The organism is Bacillus sp. NMCC4, assembly GCF_002998555.1.
GTDB lineage: Bacteria > Bacillota > Bacilli > Bacillales > Bacillaceae > Bacillus.
On record NZ_PVRA01000001.1, the window covers coordinates 514,910 to 538,125 of the forward strand.

24 protein-coding genes are annotated in these 23,216 nt (G+C 40.1%); 8 read left to right on the plus strand and 16 right to left on the minus strand.

What is annotated here, in order from left to right; all coding sequences use genetic code 11:
* Positions 1–18 precede the first annotated feature (18 nt).
* From C6Y02_RS02665 to C6Y02_RS02675, 3 genes are read right to left on the minus strand one after another with little or no spacing between them, the layout of a single operon-like run.
* A complete protein-coding gene (locus C6Y02_RS02665) occupies positions 19–549 on the minus strand; it encodes a TlpA family protein disulfide reductase (RefSeq protein WP_106030605.1) in 531 nt (176 codons plus the stop codon).
* Positions 546–1,100: a MauE/DoxX family redox-associated membrane protein gene (locus C6Y02_RS02670; protein ID WP_106030606.1), complete on the minus strand. Its 555-nt coding sequence runs from the start codon at positions 1,098–1,100 to the stop codon at positions 546–548. Before C6Y02_RS02670 ends, C6Y02_RS02665 begins: the two co-directional genes overlap by 4 nt.
* A 1-nt stretch (position 1,101) precedes the next feature.
* Positions 1,102–2,901, minus strand: a complete 1,800-nt coding sequence (locus tag C6Y02_RS02675; protein ID WP_106030607.1) for an ABC transporter ATP-binding protein — start codon at positions 2,899–2,901, stop codon at positions 1,102–1,104.
* A 97-nt stretch (positions 2,902–2,998) separates the two neighbouring features.
* On the opposite strand from C6Y02_RS02675, the gene C6Y02_RS02680 reads away from it, so the two are divergent.
* Positions 2,999–3,508, plus strand: coding sequence for a thioredoxin domain-containing protein (locus tag C6Y02_RS02680; RefSeq protein WP_106030608.1), 510 nt, complete (start codon positions 2,999–3,001; stop codon positions 3,506–3,508).
* A gap of 45 nt (positions 3,509–3,553) precedes the next feature.
* On the opposite strand, the gene C6Y02_RS02685 is transcribed toward C6Y02_RS02680, so the two are convergent.
* On the minus strand, positions 3,554–3,958 hold the full coding sequence (locus C6Y02_RS02685; RefSeq protein ID WP_060597481.1) for a hypothetical protein: 405 nt from the start codon (positions 3,956–3,958) through the stop codon (positions 3,554–3,556).
* Positions 3,959–4,485: 527 nt separating this feature from the next.
* Between C6Y02_RS02685 and C6Y02_RS02695 the strand changes: the two genes are divergently transcribed.
* The 4 genes from C6Y02_RS02695 to rpsN all read left to right on the plus strand — a co-directional run bounded on the left by C6Y02_RS02695 (position 4,486) and on the right by rpsN (position 6,765).
* Positions 4,486–4,908: a DUF5362 family protein gene (locus tag C6Y02_RS02695; RefSeq protein ID WP_034660265.1), complete on the plus strand. Its 423-nt coding sequence runs from the start codon at positions 4,486–4,488 to the stop codon at positions 4,906–4,908.
* A 143-nt stretch (positions 4,909–5,051) separates the two neighbouring features.
* Complete coding sequence (gene rpmG, locus C6Y02_RS02700) at positions 5,052–5,201, plus strand: 50S ribosomal protein L33 (protein WP_003214771.1); 150 nt, start codon at positions 5,052–5,054, stop codon at positions 5,199–5,201.
* Between the two features lie 81 nt (positions 5,202–5,282).
* Positions 5,283–6,479, plus strand: a complete 1,197-nt coding sequence (locus C6Y02_RS02705; protein ID WP_106030733.1) for a GTP-binding protein — start codon at positions 5,283–5,285, stop codon at positions 6,477–6,479.
* A 16-nt stretch (positions 6,480–6,495) separates the two neighbouring features.
* Positions 6,496–6,765, plus strand: a complete 270-nt coding sequence (gene rpsN / locus C6Y02_RS02710) for a 30S ribosomal protein S14 (RefSeq protein WP_025093900.1) — start codon at positions 6,496–6,498, stop codon at positions 6,763–6,765.
* Between the two features lie 253 nt (positions 6,766–7,018).
* Here rpsN and moaA read toward each other — a convergent pair whose 3' ends face one another.
* Positions 7,019–8,026 (minus strand): GTP 3',8-cyclase MoaA, encoded by a 1,008-nt coding sequence (gene moaA / locus C6Y02_RS02715; RefSeq protein WP_106030609.1) that lies wholly within the window; start codon positions 8,024–8,026, stop codon positions 7,019–7,021.
* Positions 8,027–8,036: 10 nt separating this feature from the next.
* On the minus strand, positions 8,037–8,825 hold the full coding sequence (gene fdhD, locus C6Y02_RS02720) for a formate dehydrogenase accessory sulfurtransferase FdhD (protein WP_106030610.1): 789 nt from the start codon (positions 8,823–8,825) through the stop codon (positions 8,037–8,039).
* Positions 8,826–8,959: 134 nt separating this feature from the next.
* On the opposite strand from fdhD, the gene C6Y02_RS02725 reads away from it, so the two are divergent.
* Both C6Y02_RS02725 and C6Y02_RS02730 read left to right on the plus strand, forming a co-directional pair.
* Positions 8,960–10,225: an L-lactate MFS transporter gene (locus C6Y02_RS02725; RefSeq protein ID WP_106030611.1), complete on the plus strand. Its 1,266-nt coding sequence runs from the start codon at positions 8,960–8,962 to the stop codon at positions 10,223–10,225.
* 82 nt (positions 10,226–10,307) lie between these two features.
* The gene (locus tag C6Y02_RS02730; RefSeq protein WP_095285686.1) at positions 10,308–12,656 is read left to right on the plus strand and encodes an FdhF/YdeP family oxidoreductase; all 2,349 of its coding nucleotides are present in this window, start codon (positions 10,308–10,310) and stop codon (positions 12,654–12,656) included.
* 52 nt (positions 12,657–12,708) lie between these two features.
* On the opposite strand, the gene C6Y02_RS02735 is transcribed toward C6Y02_RS02730, so the two are convergent.
* The 6 genes from C6Y02_RS02735 to C6Y02_RS02760 all read right to left on the minus strand — a co-directional run bounded on the left by C6Y02_RS02735 (position 12,709) and on the right by C6Y02_RS02760 (position 18,201).
* Positions 12,709–13,383: a VWA domain-containing protein gene (locus tag C6Y02_RS02735; RefSeq protein WP_034660275.1), complete on the minus strand. Its 675-nt coding sequence runs from the start codon at positions 13,381–13,383 to the stop codon at positions 12,709–12,711.
* Between the two features lie 82 nt (positions 13,384–13,465).
* Positions 13,466–14,164, minus strand: coding sequence for a VWA domain-containing protein (locus tag C6Y02_RS02740; RefSeq protein ID WP_080869567.1), 699 nt, complete (start codon positions 14,162–14,164; stop codon positions 13,466–13,468).
* Positions 14,165–14,487: 323 nt separating this feature from the next.
* The gene (spoIID, locus tag C6Y02_RS02745) at positions 14,488–15,513 is read right to left on the minus strand and encodes a stage II sporulation protein D (protein ID WP_034660277.1); all 1,026 of its coding nucleotides are present in this window, start codon (positions 15,511–15,513) and stop codon (positions 14,488–14,490) included.
* Between the two features lie 254 nt (positions 15,514–15,767).
* Entirely contained in the window at positions 15,768–17,075 is a 1,308-nt protein-coding gene (murA, locus tag C6Y02_RS02750; protein WP_034660278.1) for a UDP-N-acetylglucosamine 1-carboxyvinyltransferase, read from the minus strand.
* Positions 17,076–17,107: 32 nt separating this feature from the next.
* Entirely contained in the window at positions 17,108–17,842 is a 735-nt protein-coding gene (locus tag C6Y02_RS02755; RefSeq protein ID WP_034660279.1) for a YwmB family TATA-box binding protein, read from the minus strand.
* A gap of 128 nt (positions 17,843–17,970) precedes the next feature.
* Positions 17,971–18,201: a DUF1146 family protein gene (locus tag C6Y02_RS02760; protein WP_034660280.1), complete on the minus strand. Its 231-nt coding sequence runs from the start codon at positions 18,199–18,201 to the stop codon at positions 17,971–17,973.
* 137 nt (positions 18,202–18,338) lie between these two features.
* On the opposite strand from C6Y02_RS02760, the gene C6Y02_RS02765 reads away from it, so the two are divergent.
* Positions 18,339–18,845, plus strand: coding sequence for a hypothetical protein (locus C6Y02_RS02765; protein ID WP_374955720.1), 507 nt, complete (start codon positions 18,339–18,341; stop codon positions 18,843–18,845).
* Positions 18,846–18,886: 41 nt separating this feature from the next.
* Here C6Y02_RS02765 and C6Y02_RS02770 read toward each other — a convergent pair whose 3' ends face one another.
* The 4 genes from C6Y02_RS02770 to atpA form a co-directional block, all read right to left on the minus strand.
* Positions 18,887–19,282 (minus strand): F0F1 ATP synthase subunit epsilon, encoded by a 396-nt coding sequence (locus tag C6Y02_RS02770; RefSeq protein WP_034660282.1) that lies wholly within the window; start codon positions 19,280–19,282, stop codon positions 18,887–18,889.
* Between the two features lie 24 nt (positions 19,283–19,306).
* A complete protein-coding gene (gene atpD, locus C6Y02_RS02775; RefSeq protein ID WP_034660283.1) occupies positions 19,307–20,728 on the minus strand; it encodes a F0F1 ATP synthase subunit beta in 1,422 nt (473 codons plus the stop codon).
* Between the two features lie 24 nt (positions 20,729–20,752).
* Positions 20,753–21,619 carry a F0F1 ATP synthase subunit gamma gene (locus C6Y02_RS02780; protein WP_034660284.1) on the minus strand — a complete coding sequence of 289 codons (867 nt, stop codon included), beginning with the start codon at positions 21,617–21,619 and terminating at the stop codon, positions 20,753–20,755.
* A gap of 88 nt (positions 21,620–21,707) precedes the next feature.
* Complete coding sequence (atpA, locus tag C6Y02_RS02785; RefSeq protein WP_034660286.1) at positions 21,708–23,216, minus strand: F0F1 ATP synthase subunit alpha; 1,509 nt, start codon at positions 23,214–23,216, stop codon at positions 21,708–21,710.

Here is a 23,216-nt window from a genome sequence, read left to right on the forward strand (position 1 = left end):
CAACAAAGAGACGCTTTTTTATGAAGCATGTAACAGCTGTTCAAATTGTTTCGCATTTTGAAGAGATTTTCTTTGCAGGATGATGCCATGTTCATCCATCAGAATCGCTTGCGGAACAACAGTTACCCCATACAGCTCCATGATTTGCGAAGAGCGCACATACACAGCTTGATCAGGCAGCAATTGAAGAAGCGATGCATCATCTCCTTGTTCATCTCCATTGATCAAAATGAATTGAGTATCGTCGCTAGAGATGTGCTGCTTCATATCAGACAAAATGCTTTTGCATGTCATACAAGTAGAGTTCACAAATAACAGCATCACGGCTCTTCCGCTCTGCAAATATTCCTTTAAAATGACCTTATCCCCTAAATGTGTATAGCTTCGAAATAACGGCGCCGCATCACCAACATCCGCTTCCTTTAATTCAATCCCATCAAGGTTTTTGATTTTATTCATAAATTTTCCGATAAAGCGGGCAAGCAAAAACACCACAGCCAGCTGAGCAATGACAATGAATAACACAATAATCAGTAGAATATCTGTCATTTCACTTGGTCTCCTTCTATAAATGATTCAAATTGATTCCACTTTCTTTTGAACATCATGATGTCTTTTCCCACCGCTATAATGAAACAGACAGCCACTGCAATCAGAAAACAAATAATGTGAAATTGCCATGGAATTGTTTCTACATAGGAATGCACATAAAACAAGCCAATCACAAGAGCCAGCATCGACACATTACGAATCACAATTCCCCAGTGAAGACGGTCATTTTCAAGTAAACCTCCACAGCCGCATGAAATGTTACGATGTCCTCTCAATAAATTGAAAGTGACCGCTCCAGTATAGGTACATAAAAGTGCTGTAAGACCAATCGCAGGTACAAGAGACATGTTCCATACGAACAATAGACCAGTACAAGCCAATTCAATAGTCAAAAACAAATAAAACATTGGCGCCGTGAGCGCAGAAGGCAGCATCCGATAAGCATTCATCTGTTGCATATGCGCCGTTTGTTTTCTCACTTTATCAAGCCATGCACCTGCAAAGATGATTCCTAAGAAATAGACACCTATAAAATAAAAGACACTCACCTTACGCCATCTCCTTTTGTTGAAATAGTTGAGATTGTGCCTCATAAAGCCTTTTGTACTCTCCACCTAGCGCCATCAGCTCTTCATGGTTCCCTTCTTCAACGAAAGCACCATCTTTCATCACGATAATGCGGTCTGCTAAGCGGGCCGCTCCCATACGGTGTGTGATAAACAAGACCCCTTGATCCTGCGTATGATCGAATAGCTTTCGAATGAGTGAAATCTCCGATAGCGGATCAAGAGCAGAAGTCGGTTCATCTAAAATGATAAAATCACTTTCTCTAAAGAAGGTTCTCGCCATCGCAAGCTTTTGCCATTGTCCGCCAGACAGTTCATGACCTTCTTCAAAAAACCGGCCAAGCTGCGCATCGTATGTTTCTTCCATTTGATGAATTCTTTTCTCTATGCCTGCTTGCCGCGCAGCTGACACCATGCGCACTTCCTCATCTATTTCGTCGATACGGCCAAATCCAATGTTTTCTTTCACAGTAAATTCGTACTTCATAAAATCTTGAAAAAGGACAGCCATTCTCGCATGATATGATTTTTTATAAATGGTCGAAATAGACTCACCATTGACCTTTTGCATATTCGGCTTGTCTGGATCATATAAACCGGTCAAACATTTAATCAAGGTCGTCTTACCTGATCCGTTATCCCCCACCAATGCAATGCGTTCACCTTTATTGATATGAAAATGTATATGCTCAATAGCAGGCATTTTCATATTCGGATAGGTAAAAGAGAGGTTTTCTAGCGTAATGGACTGAATACACTCAATCCTCCGAAGCGATGCCCCTTTCTCTGTCTGTTCATCAATTTCTTCTTCTCTCTTTTGAAAAGTTCTCATTTCATCAATATAGAGACTCGTTTCATATAAACTAGAACATTCCCTCGTTAAGTCCTGAAAACCACTTTGAATATTTTGCACAGCTTGCAGCACAGCGACAAACGTACCCGCTGCTAATTTTTTTTGAAAGATAAGAAAGACAATAAAAAGACCGCAGCACACATAGGCAAATGTCATAAGCAATCCGCCCGCCATCTCCCAGCGAACCTGCCGTTTTAGTAATTTATATTTTTCATCTGCACTTTTTACATAATGACCTTTCCATTTTTGAAGAAGATAATGTCCTATTCCATATAAACGGATTTCCTTCAATGAATCTCGCTGTGCAACAAGGTCGGACACATACATTTCTCTTCGATCGTTAGCAGTTAACATGCGGTTTAGTTGATACCGTGCGCCTCCAAAGAAGAGCTCAATCCACAAGACAGGCAGGGTAAATAAGATCAGAATGACCGCCAAACCCCAATGGATACCGATCATATAAATGAGAAGTGATACAACAGTAATCAATGCGCTCATGATTGTAAAAATACTTCTAACCATACTCAGAACATGCTGATGACTGTTCATCACACGTTGACTTTCATTATAAAAAGACGGATGTTCAAATGTAATATATGGCAGCCTGATTGCCTTTTGAAGCAATTCACCCTTCAAATGCAAACCAATCAAATTTGTCGCTTTTTGCTGACTAAGTTGAAGAATGAATTGAAGCCCATATCCTAAAACCACAATGACCATTTGCAACCCAAATAACCTTAAGACCTTTTGAATGTCTCCTGAAGAAGTCATGAATAAAATAATTTCATTAATCAATGTTTGAATAATCCAGACACTAGCCAAAGGCATAAAACCAACGATCACTTGGATCAATAGAGTTAACAGAAGATATGATCGACTTCTTTTCCAAGTATAGGAGATTGCATATAAACAATGGTTCACTGTACTCATCAAACGCTCCACCTTACACCATTTAGTATAATTGACATATTTTTGATATTTATATTATGATAGCTCTGCGTAACTTCATTCTGAGAGGACGATAACGATGAATTCAATCTTACTTTTACAGCTCACTCTTATTCTTTGCAGTCTTTTATTGACGATCGGAATCATCATCTATTTAAAACACCAGATGGAATTAATCATCTTACCGATCCAGCATGTCGGACAAAAACTTGTTCATCCGCTAATTGAAAAACCATCACCTATTCAAATGAATGATTTGCTGCAAACCAATCACAAGCAACAGCTGCTTATATTCACTGACACAGCATGTCCGCACTGCATCCCATCACTGGAACAATTCCTAGAAACGAAAAGGCAGCGTCAATTAGACATTTCTTTTAGTATTTTGCTAAAGAATGGGCAAGAAGAGGATCAAGAATTATATCGTGATAGCCAAACCATCATGCAAGTTATCTCAGTGGACGAACAAATGATAGGCGCCTTCCAGATTGAAGAGTTTCCATATTACATCATGGTAGAAGAAGATGAAACAATCTCATATGCAGCCCCTTTTCCGGATGGTCTTTATTCAAGGATTCCTGCAAAATAAAGATAAATGAGGCATGTGAAGACAACAAACACACGCCTCGTTTTTTTATTGGTGTGGATCTGCCTGAACATCCTGATCCTTTTCCCTTGCGGCAATTTCACCTGCTTCACTTGAAGCTGCCGCTTGTTCCTCAGCTTGTTCAAACTCACTGCGAGCCTCATTTGAAATGTCTACTTGGTCACCATGCTGATTCACAGTAACAGACGAAGAAGACGATTCTTTTTGAACCTCTTTCTCTAGTTCCTTTAATTTAGACACATGAAGCTCCAAATCTTTCCCTTGCTGAACTAGAGTCAGTTGTTGAAATAATGCCTTTCTCTCTTCTGGAGAATGGTCGCCTTGAACAATTTTCGCAGCTTGGTTTAAAAAAGAATTTGATGTTTGACCCGCTTGACGACTGTTTGACATCTGCACAGCATTTGTTAAAAATGAAATTGAAGATATGCTCATGCGTTCACATCCTATTAAATAAAATCCTTGAATTTAGCAGCCACATCTAACGCGTTCTTGGCTAGTACATATCTCACCTGTATCACGATCCACGTAGTAACGGAAAGTTCCAACACCTTGAAGGAAACAAGTTGGCGCTGATTTACATGAAGTGACTAATTTTTGTAAAATACATCTTGAAGCTGCAGGTTGAACATTGGTCATTTTGTTTAAGAAACGATCTAACATATGAATTCCACCTTCCAATTTTTATGGTAATACAACACAATAATAACCAATTACAAGACAACTAACAACATATTTTGATAAATTTACTAATTATTTTTAACTACTAATCTTATTTATGACATAAATTGTCGTTAAAATTTATAGTAAATGTTACTTTTTTCTTATTTGAAGATAATTTATTTATCCATAAATAGTAAAGTGAAGATAGAAATATTTTTTAATTGCTCTACATTCACTCTTCCTAAAGTACTACTTGCTCAAGTATGATAAAGAGTGAATACATAAAGGAGTGAACACCATTGCAACAAACTGAGAAAATCATTCAATCTCTTCATTCGATCACAAAGTGGGGAAAAGTTGGTAGTATATTTCTCTATATTTCAGGCGGCCTAGCTATTCTTATTGGTTTTTGGCTTGTTCTTCCTGCTGCCCTTGGCGTCTTCCTCATTATGATGGGAATCCATGTACAAAAATCTGTAAACGCAGCTGAACAATTAATTCAAGCTCCTGATACTTCTTATGAAGAGTTATTAGAACAATATGCTAAGATGATGAAAATGCAGACGCTATTTGCCATATCAAGTATTGTCACAGTCATTCTCTCATTCATCGCCATTATCTTGATGCTGATATTAGGTGGCCTAGCCTTTCTTCAAGAAATTCCTAGTGACGTCCAGCAATACGAAGGTGAATACGAACAAGAGCTTGGTGACTTTTATTAATGGAGAGGGGTATCAATGAACATTCGATACCCCTTTTGTTTGATCATTTGGCATTATTCATCCTACTAAGCTTGACATTCCGCCTTGATCATTTTAAAATACAAATCGTAACCATTACGAATTAAAGGAGGATCCTATTACTGATGCGCGTAAAAATTACCTTAGCCTGTACTGAAACGGGTGACAGAAACTATATCACAACAAAGAATAAAAGAACGAATCCGGACCGACTGGAGTTAAAAAAATATTCTCCTCGGCTAAAGAAATATACCCTTCATAGAGAAACAAAATAATTTTTTAGATTTTAAATCGTAATCATTACTTTTTAAGTGAGGCGGAAATCAAAATGAGTATTGTCAAAAGGACAGAAAGAAATGAATAAGCGAATACCTGTTACAGTATTAAGCGGTTTTTTAGGTGCAGGAAAAACAACAATATTAAATCATGTCCTACAAAATCGTAAAGGGTTAAAAGTAGCTGTGATTGTCAATGACATGAGCGAAATTAATATTGATGCAGAACTAGTCAAACAAGGCGGTGAGCTCTCTCGATCAGATGAGAAGCTAGTTGAATTGTCTAATGGTTGTATTTGCTGCACATTGAGAGAAGATTTGTTAATCGAAGTAGAACGCCTGTGTAAGACTGGTCATATCGATTATATTGTCATTGAGTCAACAGGTATTAGTGAACCAATTCCAGTCGCGCAAACTTTCTCTTATATTGATGAAGAAATGGGAATAGATTTGACACGCTTTTGCCGGTTAGACACGATGGTCACTGTTGTAGATGCGAATCGTTTCTGGACCGACTTCCAGTCAGGAGAAAGTTTATTAGACCGTAAACAAGCCGTTTCCGATGATGACGAACGAGAAATTTCCGATTTACTTATTGATCAAATTGAATTTTGTGACGTGCTGATTATAAATAAATGTGATCTAGTATCAAACTCAGAATTAGATCGACTTGAGCGCGTGCTGACCACACTTCAACCAGAAGCATCTATCATCAGAACCTCAAAAGGTAAAGTACAGCCAAGTGACATTTTGAATACTGGTTTATTTGACTTTGAAAAATCCAGTGCTTCTGCTGGCTGGATCAAAGAAATCAACGCCGGGCATTCTCAGCATACGCCGGAAACAGAAGAATACCAAATCTCATCTTTTGTTTATGAAAGAAGACTCCCCTTCCATACTGGCAGGTTAAATAATTGGTTAGATCAGATGCCAGAGCAAATAGTTCGCGCTAAAGGATTTACATGGCTTGCCACACATCATGATTTAACCATTTTAATTTCACAGGCCGGAAAATCTGTTGCGATTGAACCAATTGCATACTGGATTGCTGCCTTGCCTGAGCAAGATAAGGCACGGATATTAAAGCAAGAACCAGAGCTTCTTGAAGAGTGGGACGCAGAATTTGGTGATCGGCATACAAAACTTGTGTTTATCGGCGTAGATTTGCCTAAAGCAGATATCATTCGCACACTAGATCAATGCTTACTCACACCTGAAGAATTTGATCAAGATTGGACTACATTTGAAGACCCCTTTCAATGGAAAATCCAACATTAAAAAAGGAGGGTTTTAAGTGGCAAAGAAATCTAAGATTGCTAAAGAAAAAAAGCGGCAGCAGCTTGTATTGAAATATGCAGAATTAAGAAAAGAGTTAAAAGAAAAAGGTGACTATGAAGCTTTACGGAAATTACCTAGAGACTCTTCCCCTACCCGTTTAAAAAACCGCTGTGAATTAACCGGCCGCCCTAGAGGTTACTTACGAAAATTTAAAATGTCTAGAATTGCTTTTCGTGAGCTTGCCTATAAGGGCCACATCCCAGGAGTAAAAAAATCGAGCTGGTAAAGATTGAGTTGATCTTATCACAGCTCTCATAAAAGTAAAGTAGCAAAAAATGTTTAAAATTCTATTTTCCAGGAATTTCTAAACCTTTTTGAGCTACAAAATAACATTTTAAAAACCAGCAGAGTTTCTGCTGGTTTTTTATAATGACTGGATTCATAAGATGAATAGACCTATTTCAAAAAAAAATTGTCAACAATGATTATGACTTTTTCTCTTCTTTTCAAAAATACATGATCATGATACTTTGTTGTCACTACCCACCGATGTATGACATTTCAACTTTTTTCTGATCTTTCTTCTGTTCTCTCTCGGCTGAATATTGATCATGTCTATTCGACCATAGTTCCTTCAATATATTCTTTATATCTTCATTATCTTTAGCCGAGCGAATCACCCGTTTCAGATCAAAACCCGACGATGCAAAAAGACATGTAAACAATTCACCGCGAGCAGAAAGCCTCGCTCTGTTACATGTTCCACAAAAAGCATCTGAAACAGAAGAAATAATGCCTATCTCTCCTGAACCATCTTTATAAAAGAATCGGTTGGCTACTTCACCTGGATATTGAGGAGGTTCTGGTTTGATAGGAAATGTTGAATCAATTAGACCAATGATCTCTTTCTTTGTCATGACATGCTCTAGATTCCATTTGTTCGTATTTCCAACATCCATAAACTCGATAAATCTGAGAACATGTCCTTCTTTTTTAAAGTAAGTTGCCATTGGTAAAACATCCTGATCATTCACACCTTTTTGAACAACCATATTGATCTTAATAGCAAGTCCAGCTTTTTTTGCAGCCTCAATCCCATCAAACACTTTTTGGATAGAAATATTCCTTCCGTTCATTTGCATAAAACGATCAGGATTTAATGAATCCAAACTAATGGTGACTCTCTGAAGACCTGCTTTCTTTAACTTATCAGCATATAAAGGTAAAAGCGTTCCATTGGTTGTCATAGCAATGTCTTCGATTCCTGGAATTTTTGAGAGCTTTTCTATTAAGATAGGCAAATCTTTTCGCATTAAAGGTTCACCACCCGTGATGCGTATTTTCACCACACCTAAGTCCTTTGCAAAAAGGGTAGCAAGCTGTTCAATTTCTTCGAAACTAAGCAGTTCTTCTTTATTCAAAAAAGGATAATCTGGTCCAAAAATTTCAGCAGGCATACAGTACGTACATCTAAAGTTACAGCGATCTGTTACTGATATTCTTAAATCGCGCAATGGTCGATGTCTCTTATCCAATATACTGTCCATACTTTGCCTCCTATTCTGTAATACGCTGATGGTGAGTGTAGATATTAAAAGATTTTCCTCTGACGAATCCAACTGTCGTGATATTTAATTCTTCTGCCATATTAAGCGCCAGCTCAGTAGGTGCTGATTTTGAGATGACGATCGACACTCCTAGTTTTGCTGCCTTCAATAAAACTTCTGACGATATCCGGCCGCTAAACACAAGGATTTTATCTCTAAGTGGAATTCGATGAAGTAAACAGTATCCATAGATTTTATCTAAAGCATTATGTCTTCCTATATCAGTTCTAGTGATGAATAGCTTCTCTGTGTCACACAGTCCAGCATTATGCACACCACCAGTATGTTGAAATAATTGGCTTTCTTCTTGTAAACACTTCATTAGATGCATACAGGTTTCAGCAGAAATGTTGATTCGATCAATGGCTGTTTTTGCCGTTTTCACATCTTGGAGAAAATAAAAGTGTCTCCCTTTCCCACAACAAGAACCAATCACTCGCTTTGTAAAATCTGATGACTGAAATCCGCTTGGGTGAACTAAATCAACATATGCAAAGCCCATACTTTCATCTATTGTAAACCTTTTAATCTCATTTTCAAATCGAATGACTCCTTCTGAAGCTAAAAAACCGATAACCAATTCTTTCAAATGATCTGGTGAACAAACAAGTGTCACAAATTCCTCTCCATTCACGATCACAGTTAAAGGGAATTCTTCTACAACTTCATCTGTTTTGCAAGTAAATTGGCCTTCACTGTATTGGTGTATGACTCGTTTCTTTTTAACAGAAGGATTCATTGTATGATCTTCCTTTCAGCACAAATTTAGTTATATGATCCAATCAAATTATGATATTATTTTAAAAAGTCATAAAATTGTAACATATTCCTATCTTATCAAACTTTTTGATTGCTTTATATGGGGGGAACAAAATGAACAAATCGAAAAATCGCTGGCTCATTGCAACAAGTGCTGTAGGAATTCATTTATCTATTGGGTCTGTTTATGCTTGGAGTGTTTTTACGAATCCTTTACATCAAGCTTTTCAGTGGTCATTGACAGAAATAAGCTTGACCTTCAGTATTGCTATTTTATTTTTAGGATTATCTGCTGCTTTCATGGGGCATTTCGTTGAAAGGTATGGTCCAAGAGCATCGGGGCTTTTCTCAGCCATTTTCTTCGGTATCGGAATGACAGGATCAGGGTTCGCTGTCCACATGTCCTCACTCCCTCTCCTCTATTTATTTTATGGTGTACTCGCTGGGATAGGATTAGGAGTAGGTTACATTGCACCTGTATCAACTTTAGTGAAATGGTTTCCGGACCGAAGAGGACTTGCAACCGGCTTAGCTATTATGGGTTTTGGATTTGCTTCTCTTATTTGCAGCCCAATTATCCAATATCTCATTGAAAAAGTGAACATCGCAAATACCTTTTACATTCTTGGAATTTCCTATTTTATGATCATGGTGATCTCATCTCTTTATTTATCACCACCAACATCTGAAGACGTCAAACAGTTTGACGTGTTAAAAACAAATCAAAGAAAAATCCCTCAGGATTTATCACAGCTTACAGCAAATGAAGCGATCAAAACACGACGTTTTTATTATTTGTGGCTCATGCTCTTTATTAATATCACATGCGGAATTGCCATTATTTCAGTTGCATCGCCTCTTGCACAAGAAAGTGTTGGATTCACTGCAGGTGCTGCAGCTACCCTTGTTGGTATTTTAGGTGCTTTTAATGGTTTAGGGCGGATTGGCTGGGCATCCTTCTCAGATTATATCGGAAGGCCGAATACGTATACAATCTTCTTTAGTATCCAGCTCATTGCCTTTCCTTTACTCCCCTATTTAAAAGAACCGCTCGTCTTTTCAATCGTGATGGCGATCATTTATACGTGCTATGGAGGAGGGTTTGCTTCAATTCCAGCCTATATTGGGGATTTATTTGGCACGAAACAACTTGGTGCCATACACGGTTATATTCTGACTGCCTGGGCCGCTGCTGGTTTAGCTGGACCTTTATTTTCATCCTTTATTCGAGATATAACAGGTAACTACACGCAAAGTCTGATGGTGTTCTCTGGCTTATTTTTCATCGCTTTTATCATATCTCTTCTCATACGGAAAGATATTCAACAGCTTAGAGAAACAAACCTTACTGCTACTTCTTCTGTCTCAGCCCGACCTTAATTTGAATTTGACAGAATCACAATCTAAAGGTAATTTTTAGATATGAAAACGCTTCATAAAGTAATAGGAGGGTGATGATATCATGGGGAAAACAAAACATAAGGGGCCTATTAAGCTTAATAAAAAACCCTCACCAAAGCTATGGGCCTCTTTTGCGCCTATGGGGCTTGGAAAAGTAAAACCGAAACACATTCGAGATACGATGAAAGTGGCATGGGAAAACAAGGATAATCTCCCCTATGCATATCGTATTTTAACGCAGGGCGTGTGTGATGGCTGTGCCCTGGGTGTTTCAGGGTTATATGACCAAACGCTCGCAGGACCTCATATATGCACCACAAGACTAAATGTACTTCGTCTTAATACAATGCCAGCTATTGATCCAAAATGGTTCGAAGATATTCAACAGCTCAAACAAATGGACAGCACCTCTCTTCGCAAACTTGGCCGTATTCCTTATCCACTGATTCGAAAAAAAGGTGACAATGCCTTTACGCGTATTTCCTGGGATGATGCATTAGATCAAATCGCAGCTAAAATCAAATCAATTGATAAACGGCAGCTCGCTTTCTATTTAACGGCTAGAGGAATTACAAATGAAGTCTATTATACCGCTGCGAAGGCAGCTCGCTTTATCGGGACAAATCATATTGATAATGCGTCTCGCATTTGTCATTCACCGAGCAAAACCGCTCTTAAACGATCCCTTGGTATAGGAGCCTCCAGCTGTAATTACAACGATTGGATCGGAACGGATGTCTTAATTTTTTGGGGATCTGTCGCAGCAAACAATCAGCCCGTTTCCACTAAATATATGTATGCGGCGAAAAAGAAAGGAACCAAAATTATTGTCATCAATCCGTACAAAGAGCCTGCCATGGAAAAGTACTGGGTTCCCTCTATTCCAGAAAGTGCTCTATTCGGCACAAAAATCGCGGATGATTTCTATCAAGTCAATATAGGCGGCGATATTGCGTTTATGAACGGCGTCATCAAACATTGGTTTGACATGGAGCAGCATGCTCCCCATTCCGCTCTTGATCATGAATTTATTCAAGCCCATACTACCGGCATACAGGATTTAAAGCAGCATGTCGCACAGTTGAAGTGGGAGGACCTAGAAGCATCATCAGGCTTATCAAAAGAAAGAATGAAGGAATTTGCGATCCTCCTTGCCAATGCCAATTCAGGCGTTTTTATTTGGAGTATGGGTCTTACCCAGCACCGCTTTGCAACTGATAATATATCACAGGTCGCCAACCTTGCTATGTTACGTGGATTTATTGGCAGGAAACATTGTGGTGTCATGCCAATTCGGGGGCATAGCGGCGTTCAAGGTTCTGGTGAAATGGGTGCTGATCCATTCGTTTTGCCGGGCAGTGATTTTGATGAAGAGAATATTGAAAGAATCGAAAAAATTTGGGGGTTTGACATTCCGAAATGGCATGGTGACACCATTGGGCAATCCTTTGAGAAAATGGCTCTCCCAAAAGAACATCCGCAAAAACTCAAAATGCTGTTTACGAGCGGCGGAAACTTTTTAGAAACGATGCCAAATCCAGATGCGATCGAAAAAGCTTTATCTGAGCTTGAACTCCGTGTCCATCAAGATATCATTTTGAATACCTCTACACTTGTAGAGGCAGAAGAGACGGTAATTGTTCTGCCTGCTATGACAAGATATGAACAGCCAGGCGGCGGTACATCAACTAGTACGGAACGCATGGTATATTTCAGTCCAGAAATTGAAGGACCTCGTATTGAGGAAGCCAGAGCAGAATGGGACATTTATATTGATCTTGCAAAAAGAGTCCGGCCAGAAGATGCTGAGCTGATTCATTTCGAAACGGCTGAAGACATTCGCCGTGAGATTGCGGTCGCAAATCGAAACTATGACGGCATCCAGCATTTGCGTCATAAAGGAGACGTTTTTCAATGGGGTGGCGCATGGCTATGTGAAGACGGGGAGTGTCCAACACCGGACGGCAAAGGACATCTTCTTCCTGCCCAGCTGCCTCAATACCGAAAAACGGAAGGACATTTTAATATCACGACAAGAAGAGGAAAGCAATTCAACTCCATGATCTATAGTGAAAAGGATGCCTTTAATGGTGGGAAGCGTCATTCTATCTTGATGAATAACGAAGATGCAAAAGAACTTTATGTCCAAGAAGGTGATCCAGTTGTCTTGTTTAATCAATATGGGTCCTATCAAGGAGTGGCTCAATTCGGGGATTTGAAACGTGGCAATATCGCTGTTTATTGGCCTGAAGGGAACGTTTTAATTCCAAAGGGTGTGTATGAGAGCTACTCACAGATTCCCGAGTATAATACGGCGGCAATATTAGAAAAAGCCGAAACTTTTCATGCAAGAAAAGATCAGCACTACGTGGAGAAACGAATTGATGAATTAGAAACTACTTTGAATTGATCTTCAACTAAAAAACAGCTGGGGAAAACAATCCCCAGCTCCCATTCATATCCTACTGACCAAAAGCGCTCGCTTCATTTTGTAGAATGTGATTCAATTCTTCGGCATTCGCAGCCGGTTGATATTGTCCACCACCCGCTTTTGCAACAGACTTTAGACTTTTTGCTTCTTTTTCATTCACGTCAAAGCCGATGATATTGACAATGGTGTCAATTCCGTCTTCATGTAATTCCTTTGCTGCTTGTGAAGGGCTTCCTCCACAAGTTTCTTTACCATCACTGACGACATAGACAATATTTTTTCCTTCAGCCTGGTGATCTTCAAAATCTTGTTTCGTATCTGTTAATGCTTTTGCAAGTGGTGTCCAGCCGGTCGGCTTATACACATTCAGTGCTTGCTGAAATGTTGATGGCTCATATGATCCAAATCCGTAAACGGCTTCAGAGCTTCCACAAGAAACTGCTTTTCCTGCATTTTTATTGGTTCCTTCATGACCAAACACACGTAGCAGGACTTGTGTATCTTCTGATAAAATACTTGCGAAGCTTTGAATAGAACGTTTGGCGATATCGATTTTCTTTTCGCCTTCAACTGATTGTGCCATGCTGCCGCTTAAATCAAGTAATATCACCACATGAGCAGGCTCCTGTTTTGTCACAGCATGAGCTGGTGAAGAAAGAAGCAGGACAAGACTAGCCAAAATGGTTAATACAATATTTCGTTTCATTCATAAAAACCTCCCTTTTTACATTTGTACAGAAAAAGAGAAACGATAGCATACATCAATCGTTTCCCTTTTGTTCAGCAAGTTATTCGTGTAGTTTTAATGATTCTGCCGACAAGATAGAACCCATTTCTTTACCAGTGCTTGCTTGGTAGTATTGGCCTTTACCCGCTTTGGCTACTTGCTTCAATTGACCTTCATAGCCATCGTTAAAGTCTAATCCGATCACATTAACAACAGTCGATCCTTTTGAGTTATGCAATTCTTTTGCTACTTTTACTGGATCTCCGCCACAAGTTTCTTCACCATCAGTGATTAGGTACACAATATGTTTTGTTCCACCATTAAGCTGTTCATCCGTTTGCTTTGCATTTTCAAGAGCACGAGCAATCGGTGTCCAGCCATTTGGTCCAAGTCCGTTTAAAGAGTTTTCAAAGCTTTCTTTTTCGTAAGGCTGTACGCCATAAACGCCTCTAATGACTTCACATGATTGAGCTTTACCTGAATTTTTGTTGTTACCTTCAGAGCCAAACAAGCTCATACGAATTTTAGCGTCTTTTGGAAGTGACTGAGCAAATTTAAATACCTCTTGTTTTGCGAGGTCAAATTTGCGTTCTCCCTCTACTTTTCTTGCCATGCTTCCACTTGCATCAAGTAAGATAGTAACTCTTACATCTTTGTTATGTTTTTTGACTGTAGATGCTTTTGCAAATACTGGTGAAGAGATTGACATAGATAATGTCAATACAGCTAAGGTTACGAGTGTAAATACTTTTTTCAACATCATTTTTCCTTCCTCCTTATGTATTTAATTGAAACATCTTAATCGTAAAATATTCTGTCTTAGAATGGTATAGGACTCGGTCCCTTTTTCTCTTTCATCAAAATCACTAAAAATCTGTCAGTTGTCTAGATATATTCACCTAACACATCATTTTTTCTTTTGTTTTCTCCTTCTTTCGAGGGGCTTTGTATCGGCCATCGGTTCTTGTCGGGACGTAAATGTTTAAGATTTCCTGAGGTGCGTCTTAAGTCGCAAATTGACACATTCTGTTCAAACCTCTTGGAACACAAAAAAAGATGCCCCATTTCTGAGGCAACTTTGCTTTATTTTTTAGCCATATACGTGTTGAGAAAACGTTCAGCTGATTCAATTTGAATCCCTTTATAATAATGTTTCACGATAGCCTCTACTTTTTTGCCTGACTGTGCCATATAGTGCGCACCATACTGACTCATTCCAACCCCATGGCCATACCCTTTTGTCGTAATGATAATTTGCTGGCCCTGTCGTTCCCATGTAAAGTCCGCTGAATGAAGTCCTAGTGACTCTCGAATGTCTCTGCCTGTCAGTGTTTTACCGTTTATTACGGCTTTCGCTACTTGATTTCCTGGCGTCCGTTCTACTATCTGTCCTACCTGAGCCTGCTGAGTGAGCGTCACACCTAATTTTTGCTGAAATTCACTAACTGTGATGGTTTTCTTATTTTGAAATTTTGGCGATTTTTCGTCCCATTTACTTGAGACACTTTTCAAATATGGGATTTCGTTTTTCCAATAAGCTTCGGCATTTTCCGTTTTTCCGTTACTTGTTGAAAAGAATGAGGCATCAATTGGCTTCTCATCATAAGTCAGCACTTTTCCTTGTGTGCTGGCGACAGCTTCTGTGACTTTTTTTAACTTCCAATTGTACGCTTTCCCCCAAATTTTCTTGAGTTCCTGCTTGTTTTTATAAACTTGGAACATTTGGGTGTCATCTACAAGAGAGCCCTTTGGTGATTTGACAGTCTTATCGATGATCATTTGTCTGACGATATACGTTCTTGCAGCGAGTGCCTGTGCCTTGAGTGCTTCCATTTCAAAATCAGCTGGCATTTCAGACGCTACGACACCGATCACATACTCTTCTAAGGGGATGTTTTCTACCTGCTGATGAGCTGAACGATAGACGGGGATAGCGACGGGTGATTGCTTCAATTTGACTGTACCCTTCACTTCTTTTTTAACTGATGGCTCCGCTGATACATGCTGGCTTACCTCCGGTTTCCCTTGAAACGTCGGCAACACAAGTAAAGTTGGAATCATTAAAATAATGATGCATATTCCTGCGATTGTCCATATCATTGGTTTCATATTTGGCTGCCCCCATTTGTCATTGAATCTCTTTTATCCTATGGGCGGGGACAAGCTAATATGACAGCTTCTTTCATTCAGTGGACAAGTCTTTTGATGAAGATATGAGGCTGTTTATCAACTGATTTTACTGTTCGTCTTTATGAATAAAATTTAAGATGGTTGGATACACTAATGATAAGCTTTAAAAATAAAGCATTCTATGATTCTAAAAAAAATCAGCATGCCCTATGGACACACTGATTTCTTTATGATTACGCGTTCAGATCTGATACAACTTGTTCTTGTGTCACATCTGCTGTTTCATCGTTTACTCTTTCAATATCTGCACCGATTGCTGCAAGCTTCTGGTGGAAGTTCACATAACCACGATCGATATGCTTCAACTCAGTGACACGTGTATGACCTTCTGCTACTAATCCAGCAAGTACAAGTGCTGCTCCTGCTCTTAAATCAGTCGCTGATACTTCAGCACCTTGAAGTTGAACCGGCCCGTTGATAATCACAGAGCGACCCTCAATTTTAATATCGCCATTCATGCGGCGGAATTCTTCAGCATGCATAAAGCGGTTTTCAAACACCGTTTCTGTAATCATACTTGTTCCGTTCGCACGAAGCAATAGCGCCATCATCTGAGATTGCATATCCGTTGGGAAACCAGGATGTGGCATTGTTTTTAGATCGATTGGCTTGAGCTCAGATGGTCCAATGACTCTTAAACCTTCTTCTTCTTCAATGATCTGAATACCCATTTCTTCCATCTTTGCTACAAGTGATGTCATGTGCTCTGGCACTGCGCCCTTTACAAGAACATTTCCTTCTGTAATAGCTGCTGCCACCATGAAAGTACCTGCTTCAATTCTGTCAGGGATGATGTTGTGTTTTGCACCGTGAAGTGTTTCCACACCTTCGATTTTGATTGTACCAGTACCAGCTCCGCGAACCTTACCGCCCATGGCATTGATGTAGTTTGCCAAATCAACAATTTCAGGTTCTTTTGCTACGTTTTCTAAAATCGTTGTTCCTTCAGCTAATGCTGCTGCCATGATGATGTTTTCAGTTGCACCGACACTTGGGAAATCCAAATAGATTTTCGCACCTTTTAAACGGCCTTTTACTTCAGCCTCGATGAAACCATTTCCTACTTGAATTTTAGCTCCCATTGCTTCAAAGCCTTTTAAATGCTGGTCAATTGGTCTTGAACCAATCGCACAGCCTCCAGGTAATGCAACTCTTGCATGACCTGTTCTTGCTAAAAGTGGTCCCATGACGAGCACAGACGCTCGCATTTTACGGACATACTCAAACGGAGCCTCAGTTTCTAGTGCATGAGATGCATCCACTGATACTTCGTTATTTTCAAAATGTACTTCTGCTCCTAAATGACGTAACACTTCATTGATTGTATATACATCGGAGAGCGTAGGTACATCACAAATTACGCTTTTTTCTGTACTTGCTAACAAAGATGCAGCGATAACTGGTAAAACGGCATTTTTTGCGCCTTCTACTTTAACTGTGCCGTTTAACTTTTGACCGCCGCGGACGATGATTTTTTCCAAGGTCTTCCCCTCCGCGTCCCAAATTCTCTATATTAATATTCAGTCGTTACGATTGGTGTGCCAACCGTAATCGTATGATTTTCGTTCATTTCCGAACTTCTGATGGCAATTTGAACATTCATTTTATCATTTGAAGTCATAATGAACTGTTCCCACTTATCTGTGTAAGCGGAAAGCGACACAAAATTAGACTCAACGAGATACTCAACTGGTTTTGCTTGAAATTCATTTGCTAACGTTTCAGCTTTTTTTTGCAAAACAACATCCATCATACCATTTACATGACCATCGAGACAAGTAAAAATTACAAATTTCTCTTGTAATATGCTTTTTGCATGACGTACGAACTGATCATATGTATGCTCCCAGGTATTCAGTGGGCGAGCACCTTTTTGCTCATATAATAAATACGACTTTTGATTGGATTTTGTGTCGGTCTTCACGAGTAAAATTTTCGATAAAGTATCATTTTTTTCATCTTTGTAAATTCCTGTGACTTTGGTGACATGTTTCTCTTCTTTTTCGGTCCACTCATACTGTCGTAGTTCGTCTTTCAAACGTTGCACTTTTTTTGAAAATTGTTCGGATGAAATGTCTACATTTGTTTTGGCGTGAAGGGTCCATCCATCTACTTCAATTTGCTGGTTTTTCAGACCTTCTGCTATTTGGGCGAGCGGAGAAGATTCTTCCGCACGAACACCTTGAATCATCAGAACAAAAAAAAGAATAAACGCAAATAATGGCCAACCTTTTACATACTTTCTCACTTGTCATTCCCCCTTGCTACAAGTGTTGCCGCAAGGAGGTCTATGCATACGTGGAAAAGTCATCAAAGGCCATACTTTTGACGCTTCTTTTTACGTTCCCGCATAAGGCAGTGACCAAACCTTTTATGTTAGAACATATAAGGAATTTGTCTAGAGAAATTTAAGTAATCAAGGAAGAAATTGCTGACTGCAGATGCGATGGCAATGGTAATGAGCATCATCAGCAATCTTGCCTGAACGATTTTCCCTTTTTTAATCAGTGGATCAATATTTACGGCAAGCAATGCCCACCATGTAACCGCAATAAAAAACAGGTGGATCACAATACTCACGATGGCTTGTTGTCCTACGTCTTCCATACAGTTGAATCCTCCTTTTATTTATTTCTGTAAAGGAAAACTCCCTTTCATTATATCCTCGAAAATCGGAAAGATGAATCATTTGGAAAAAAGAGCTATATTTAGAGTAAATCCCCTCTTATCCTGGTGCCAGGGAGATGATATACTGCGTGTGGAAGGAGCTGAACACATTGAAAGATTCTTTTCCTGACTTTGTTGATTTGTACGGAGAACTGGTTCCCTCATTTGATCATGAATGGGAGGCCATTGCTTTCTACTTTGATTATAGACAGACACAGCTAGAAGAATTAGCGCAATTGTGTCATTTTCATAACATTTCTTTGGATTATTCTGAGGAAAGCCTGTATCAGTTAGAATCACTATACTTTGATGCATTTACCAAGCAGCTGTTTGCTGAGTGGAAAATGCCAATAGATGCATTAGAAGCGATGATGAGTGTGTATATGGGAGAGGTTGTCCTCCGTCATCATTCAGATGCTGACTGGGTCGTGCGGCCTTATATGGACTCTCCGCATCAATATACGCTTGGTTTGCGCCGGCACAATAAAACGTGGCATAGTACGCAGTTTTGCGAGCACTTATATCTTGAAAAACAGGATTCTCACCCGTATGTGTCGATGTACCAATCTCTCATGTCATTCTAAAAAAATCCTTCTTATCATTGTGATAAGAAGGATTTTCTGTTTTATTTCCCTGCTACATTTAAACGGTTTAACGCCCGTTTTAATGCGAGTTCCGCCCGGCGTACATCACTTTCATTCGGGTGGTTCAAATGCTCTTCAGCACGCTGTTTGGCTGATTTAGCACGATCGACATCAACTTTATCTGATGTTTCAGCGGCCTGAGCAAGAATGGTTACTTGTTCAGGGCGAACTTCAACAAATCCGCCACTTACTGCAACCAATTCAGTTGATCCACTATGTTTTAAGCGAACTGCACCGATTTTTAGCGGAGCAACCATTGGAACGTGGCCAGCTAAAATACCAAGCTCACCGCTTTCTGCTCTGACACTGACCATTTCCACATCCGCTTCATACACTGGGCCGTCGGGAGTAACGATATTGACTTGAACGGTCTTCATGCTTTTACCCTCCTAAGGACCAGATTAGGCCTCTACACCCATCTCTTTGGCTTTTTCAACCACTTCTTCAATGCGTCCAACTAAGCGGAATGCATCTTCTGGAAGGTGATCGTATTTACCAGATAAGATTTCCTTGAAGCCTTTAACAGTTTCTTTCAATGGCACATAAGAACCTTTTTGGCCAGTGAACTGCTCTGCTACGTGGAAGTTTTGAGATAGGAAGAATTGAACACGACGTGCTCTGTGTACCACAAGCTTATCGTCCTCAGATAATTCATCCATACCTAAAATGGCAATGATATCTTGTAGTTCTTTATAACGCTGCAATGTTTGCTGCACTTCACGCGCAATGGCATAATGCTCTTCACCAACGATCTCAGGTGCAAGTGCACGAGATGTTGAAGCAAGAGGATCAACCGCTGGGTAAATACCCATTTCAGTCAGCTTACGCTCAAGGTTTGTCGTTGCATCAAGGTGAGCGAACGTTGTTGCTGGAGCTGGATCCGTATAGTCATCCGCAGGTACATAGATCGCTTGAATCGATGTAACCGATCCTACGTTTGTAGACGTGATACGCTCTTGCAGCTGACCCATTTCTGTTGCAAGTGTCGGCTGATAACCTACCGCTGAAGGCATACGTCCAAGTAGAGCTGATACTTCAGAGCCTGCTTGTGTAAAACGATAGATATTATCGATGAAGAACAATACGTCTTGACCTAGTTCATCACGGAAATGCTCTGCCATTGTCAAACCAGTTAGGGCAACACGCATACGTGCACCTGGCGGCTCGTTCATTTGACCGAAGACCATGGCTGTTTTTTCGATAACGCCAGAATCTTTCATTTCGTAGTAAAGGTCGTTTCCTTCACGTGTACGCTCTCCAACACCAGCGAATACAGAAATACCGCCGTGTTCTTGTGCGATGTTGTTGATCAATTCTTGAATCAGAACGGTTTTACCTACACCGGCTCCACCGAATAGACCGATCTTTCCACCCTTGATGTAAGGAGCAAGAAGGTCAACAACTTTGATACCTGTTTCAAGAATTTCAACTTCTGTAGAAAGTTGATCAAAAGAAGGCGCTTGTCTGTGGATTGGATCTCTTTGAGCTTCCACACCAAGTGGCTCATCTAAGTCAATGTTATCTCCCAGTACGTTGAATACACGTCCAAGTGTTACGTTACCAACTGGTACTGAAATTGGTTTTCCAAGGTCTACAGCTTCCATACCGCGCTTCACACCGTCTGTTGATGCCATTGCGATGGTTCTGACTGTATTATCACCTAAATGTAGTGCTACTTCTAAAGTTAAGTCGATAGTAACTTCACTTTCGCTTTCCGCTTTATGCGAAACTCTGATCGCATTATAAATCTCAGGCAAGTGACCGTCTTCAAAATGAACGTCTACGACTGGTCCCATGATCTGACTGATGCGTCCTGTTTTCATTGCATTCCCTCCTGACAATTATTTCTATTCTAAGGCAGCTGCTCCGCCGACAATTTCTGTAATCTCTTGTGTAATCGCTGCTTGACGAGCACGGTTATAAGAGAGTGTCAGGTTGTCGATCAATTCTTTTGCGTTGTCTGTTGCACTCTTCATTGCTGTCATCCTTGCAGCATGTTCACTTGCTTTGCTGTCAAGAAGCGCACCGAAAATCAAACTCTCTGCATATTGAGGAAGGAGAACTTCAAGAATTTCTTCTTCAGAAGGCTCAAACTCATAAGATGCGGAACGTTTATTTGGTGTCGCTGCGGCCGAAAGGTCCGTTAGCGGCAATAATTTCTTCTCTGTTACTTCTTGTGAAATGGCACTGACAAAGTGGTTGTAGAACATGTAAAGTTCGTCAAACGCTTCATCAGAGAACATTTGAACTGTACTGCTTGCTAATTCTTTAATATCAGCAAACGCTACTTCGTCTCCAAGCCCTGTTACTTCAGAAATAACTGGAATACCGCGCTTTTTGAAGAAGTCGCGTCCGATTTTACCAATCACAATCACCGCATATTCATCAGCGGATTGATGACGAGATTGAATGGTTTGGTAAGCGGCACGCAAAATCGAGCTGTTAAAAGGTCCTGCAAGCCCCCGATCAGATGTAATGACGAGATACCCTGTTTTCTTGACAGGTCTTGAAAGAAGCATTGGGTGCTTAGCACTTGTTCCAGTTGCGATTGCAGCAACCACTTCCTGGATTTTCTCCATGTAAGGAACAAAAGACTTCGCATTGTTTTCAGCACGATTCAGTTTCGCAGCTGATACCATTTGCATCGCTTTTGTGATCTGACTCGATTTTTTCGTTGACGTGATCCTTGACTTTATATCGCGTAATGAGGCCAAAGATTTCACCACCTTTTTTCAGGAATCCGTGTTCATTTACGTGAAAAGAGAGAAAAAGAGAATCTTTTTCTCTCGGAAAGATTACTAATTAGTTGCTTGGTGCAAACGTACGTTTAAAGCCTTCGATTGCTGTATTCCACTCTTCATCAGCAGGCATGTTTCCTGTTTGAGAGATGGTGTCAAACAAGTCTTTATGGTTTTCTTCAATGTACATGAATAACTCAGCTTCAAAACGTTTGACATCAGCAATCGCGACATCGTCTAAGTATCCTCTTGTAAGTGCATAAAGAATCGCTACTTGTTTTTCAACTTTAAGCGGTTTGTTCAAGTCTTGTTTTAAGACTTCAACTGTTCTAGCACCACGGTTTAATTTTGCTTGAGTCGCTTGGTCTAGATCAGATCCAAACTGAGCGAATGCTTCAAGCTCACGATAAGAAGCAAGATCCAGACGAAGTGTACCTGCTACCTTTTTCATCGCTTTGATTTGTGCAGAACCACCTACACGAGATACAGACAATCCTGCGTTTACTGCTGGACGTACGCCTGAGAAGAAGAGATCAGATTGTAAGAAAATCTGTCCATCTGTGATTGAAATAACGTTTGTTGGGATATATGCAGAGATATCGCCAGCTTGCGTTTCTACGAAAGGCAATGCTGTGATAGAACCGCCACCCTTTTCGTCACTAAGCTTCGCTGCACGCTCTAATAAACGAGAGTGAAGATAGAAAACATCACCAGGGAATGCCTCACGACCTGGAGGACGACGAAGCAATAATGAAAGCTCACGGTAAGCTGCCGCTTGTTTAGAAAGGTCATCATATACAACAAGTACGTGCTTGCCGTTATACATGAATTCCTCACCCATCGTTACACCTGCATAAGGAGCAAGGTAAAGAAGCGGGGCTGGCTGTGATGCAGAAGCTGTGACTACGATTGTGTAATCAAGCGCACCATGCTTACGAAGTGTTTCAACAACACCACGAACCGTTGATTCCTTTTGTCCGATCGCTACATAAATACAGATCATGTCTTGATCTTTTTGGTTTAGGATCGTATCAATTGCAACAGATGTTTTACCTGTTTGACGGTCACCAATGATCAATTCACGCTGTCCGCGTCCGATTGGAATCAAGGCATCAATTGCTTTAATCCCTGTTTGAAGCGGCTCATGTACAGATTTACGATCCATAACGCCTGGTGCTTCACTTTCGATTGGACGAGTTTTGCTCGTTAAGATTGGACCTAGTCCATCAACAGGCTGACCAAGTGGGTTCACAATACGTCCGATTAATTCTTCACCTACTGGAACCTCCATGATACGACCTGTACGTTTTACATCGTCACCTTCACGGATATCTTTGTAAGGTCCTAAAATCACGATACCTACGTTAGACTCCTCAAGGTTTTGAGCCATACCCATTACACCGTTAGAGAACTCAACCAGCTCTCCTGCCATAATGTTGTCAAGGCCATGTACACGCGCGATACCGTCCCCTACTTGAATGACTGTACCGACATCTTTTACTTCAATTTCAGATTGATAGTTTTGGATTTGCTGCTTTATCAGCGCGCTAATCTCTTCAGCTTTGATACTCAC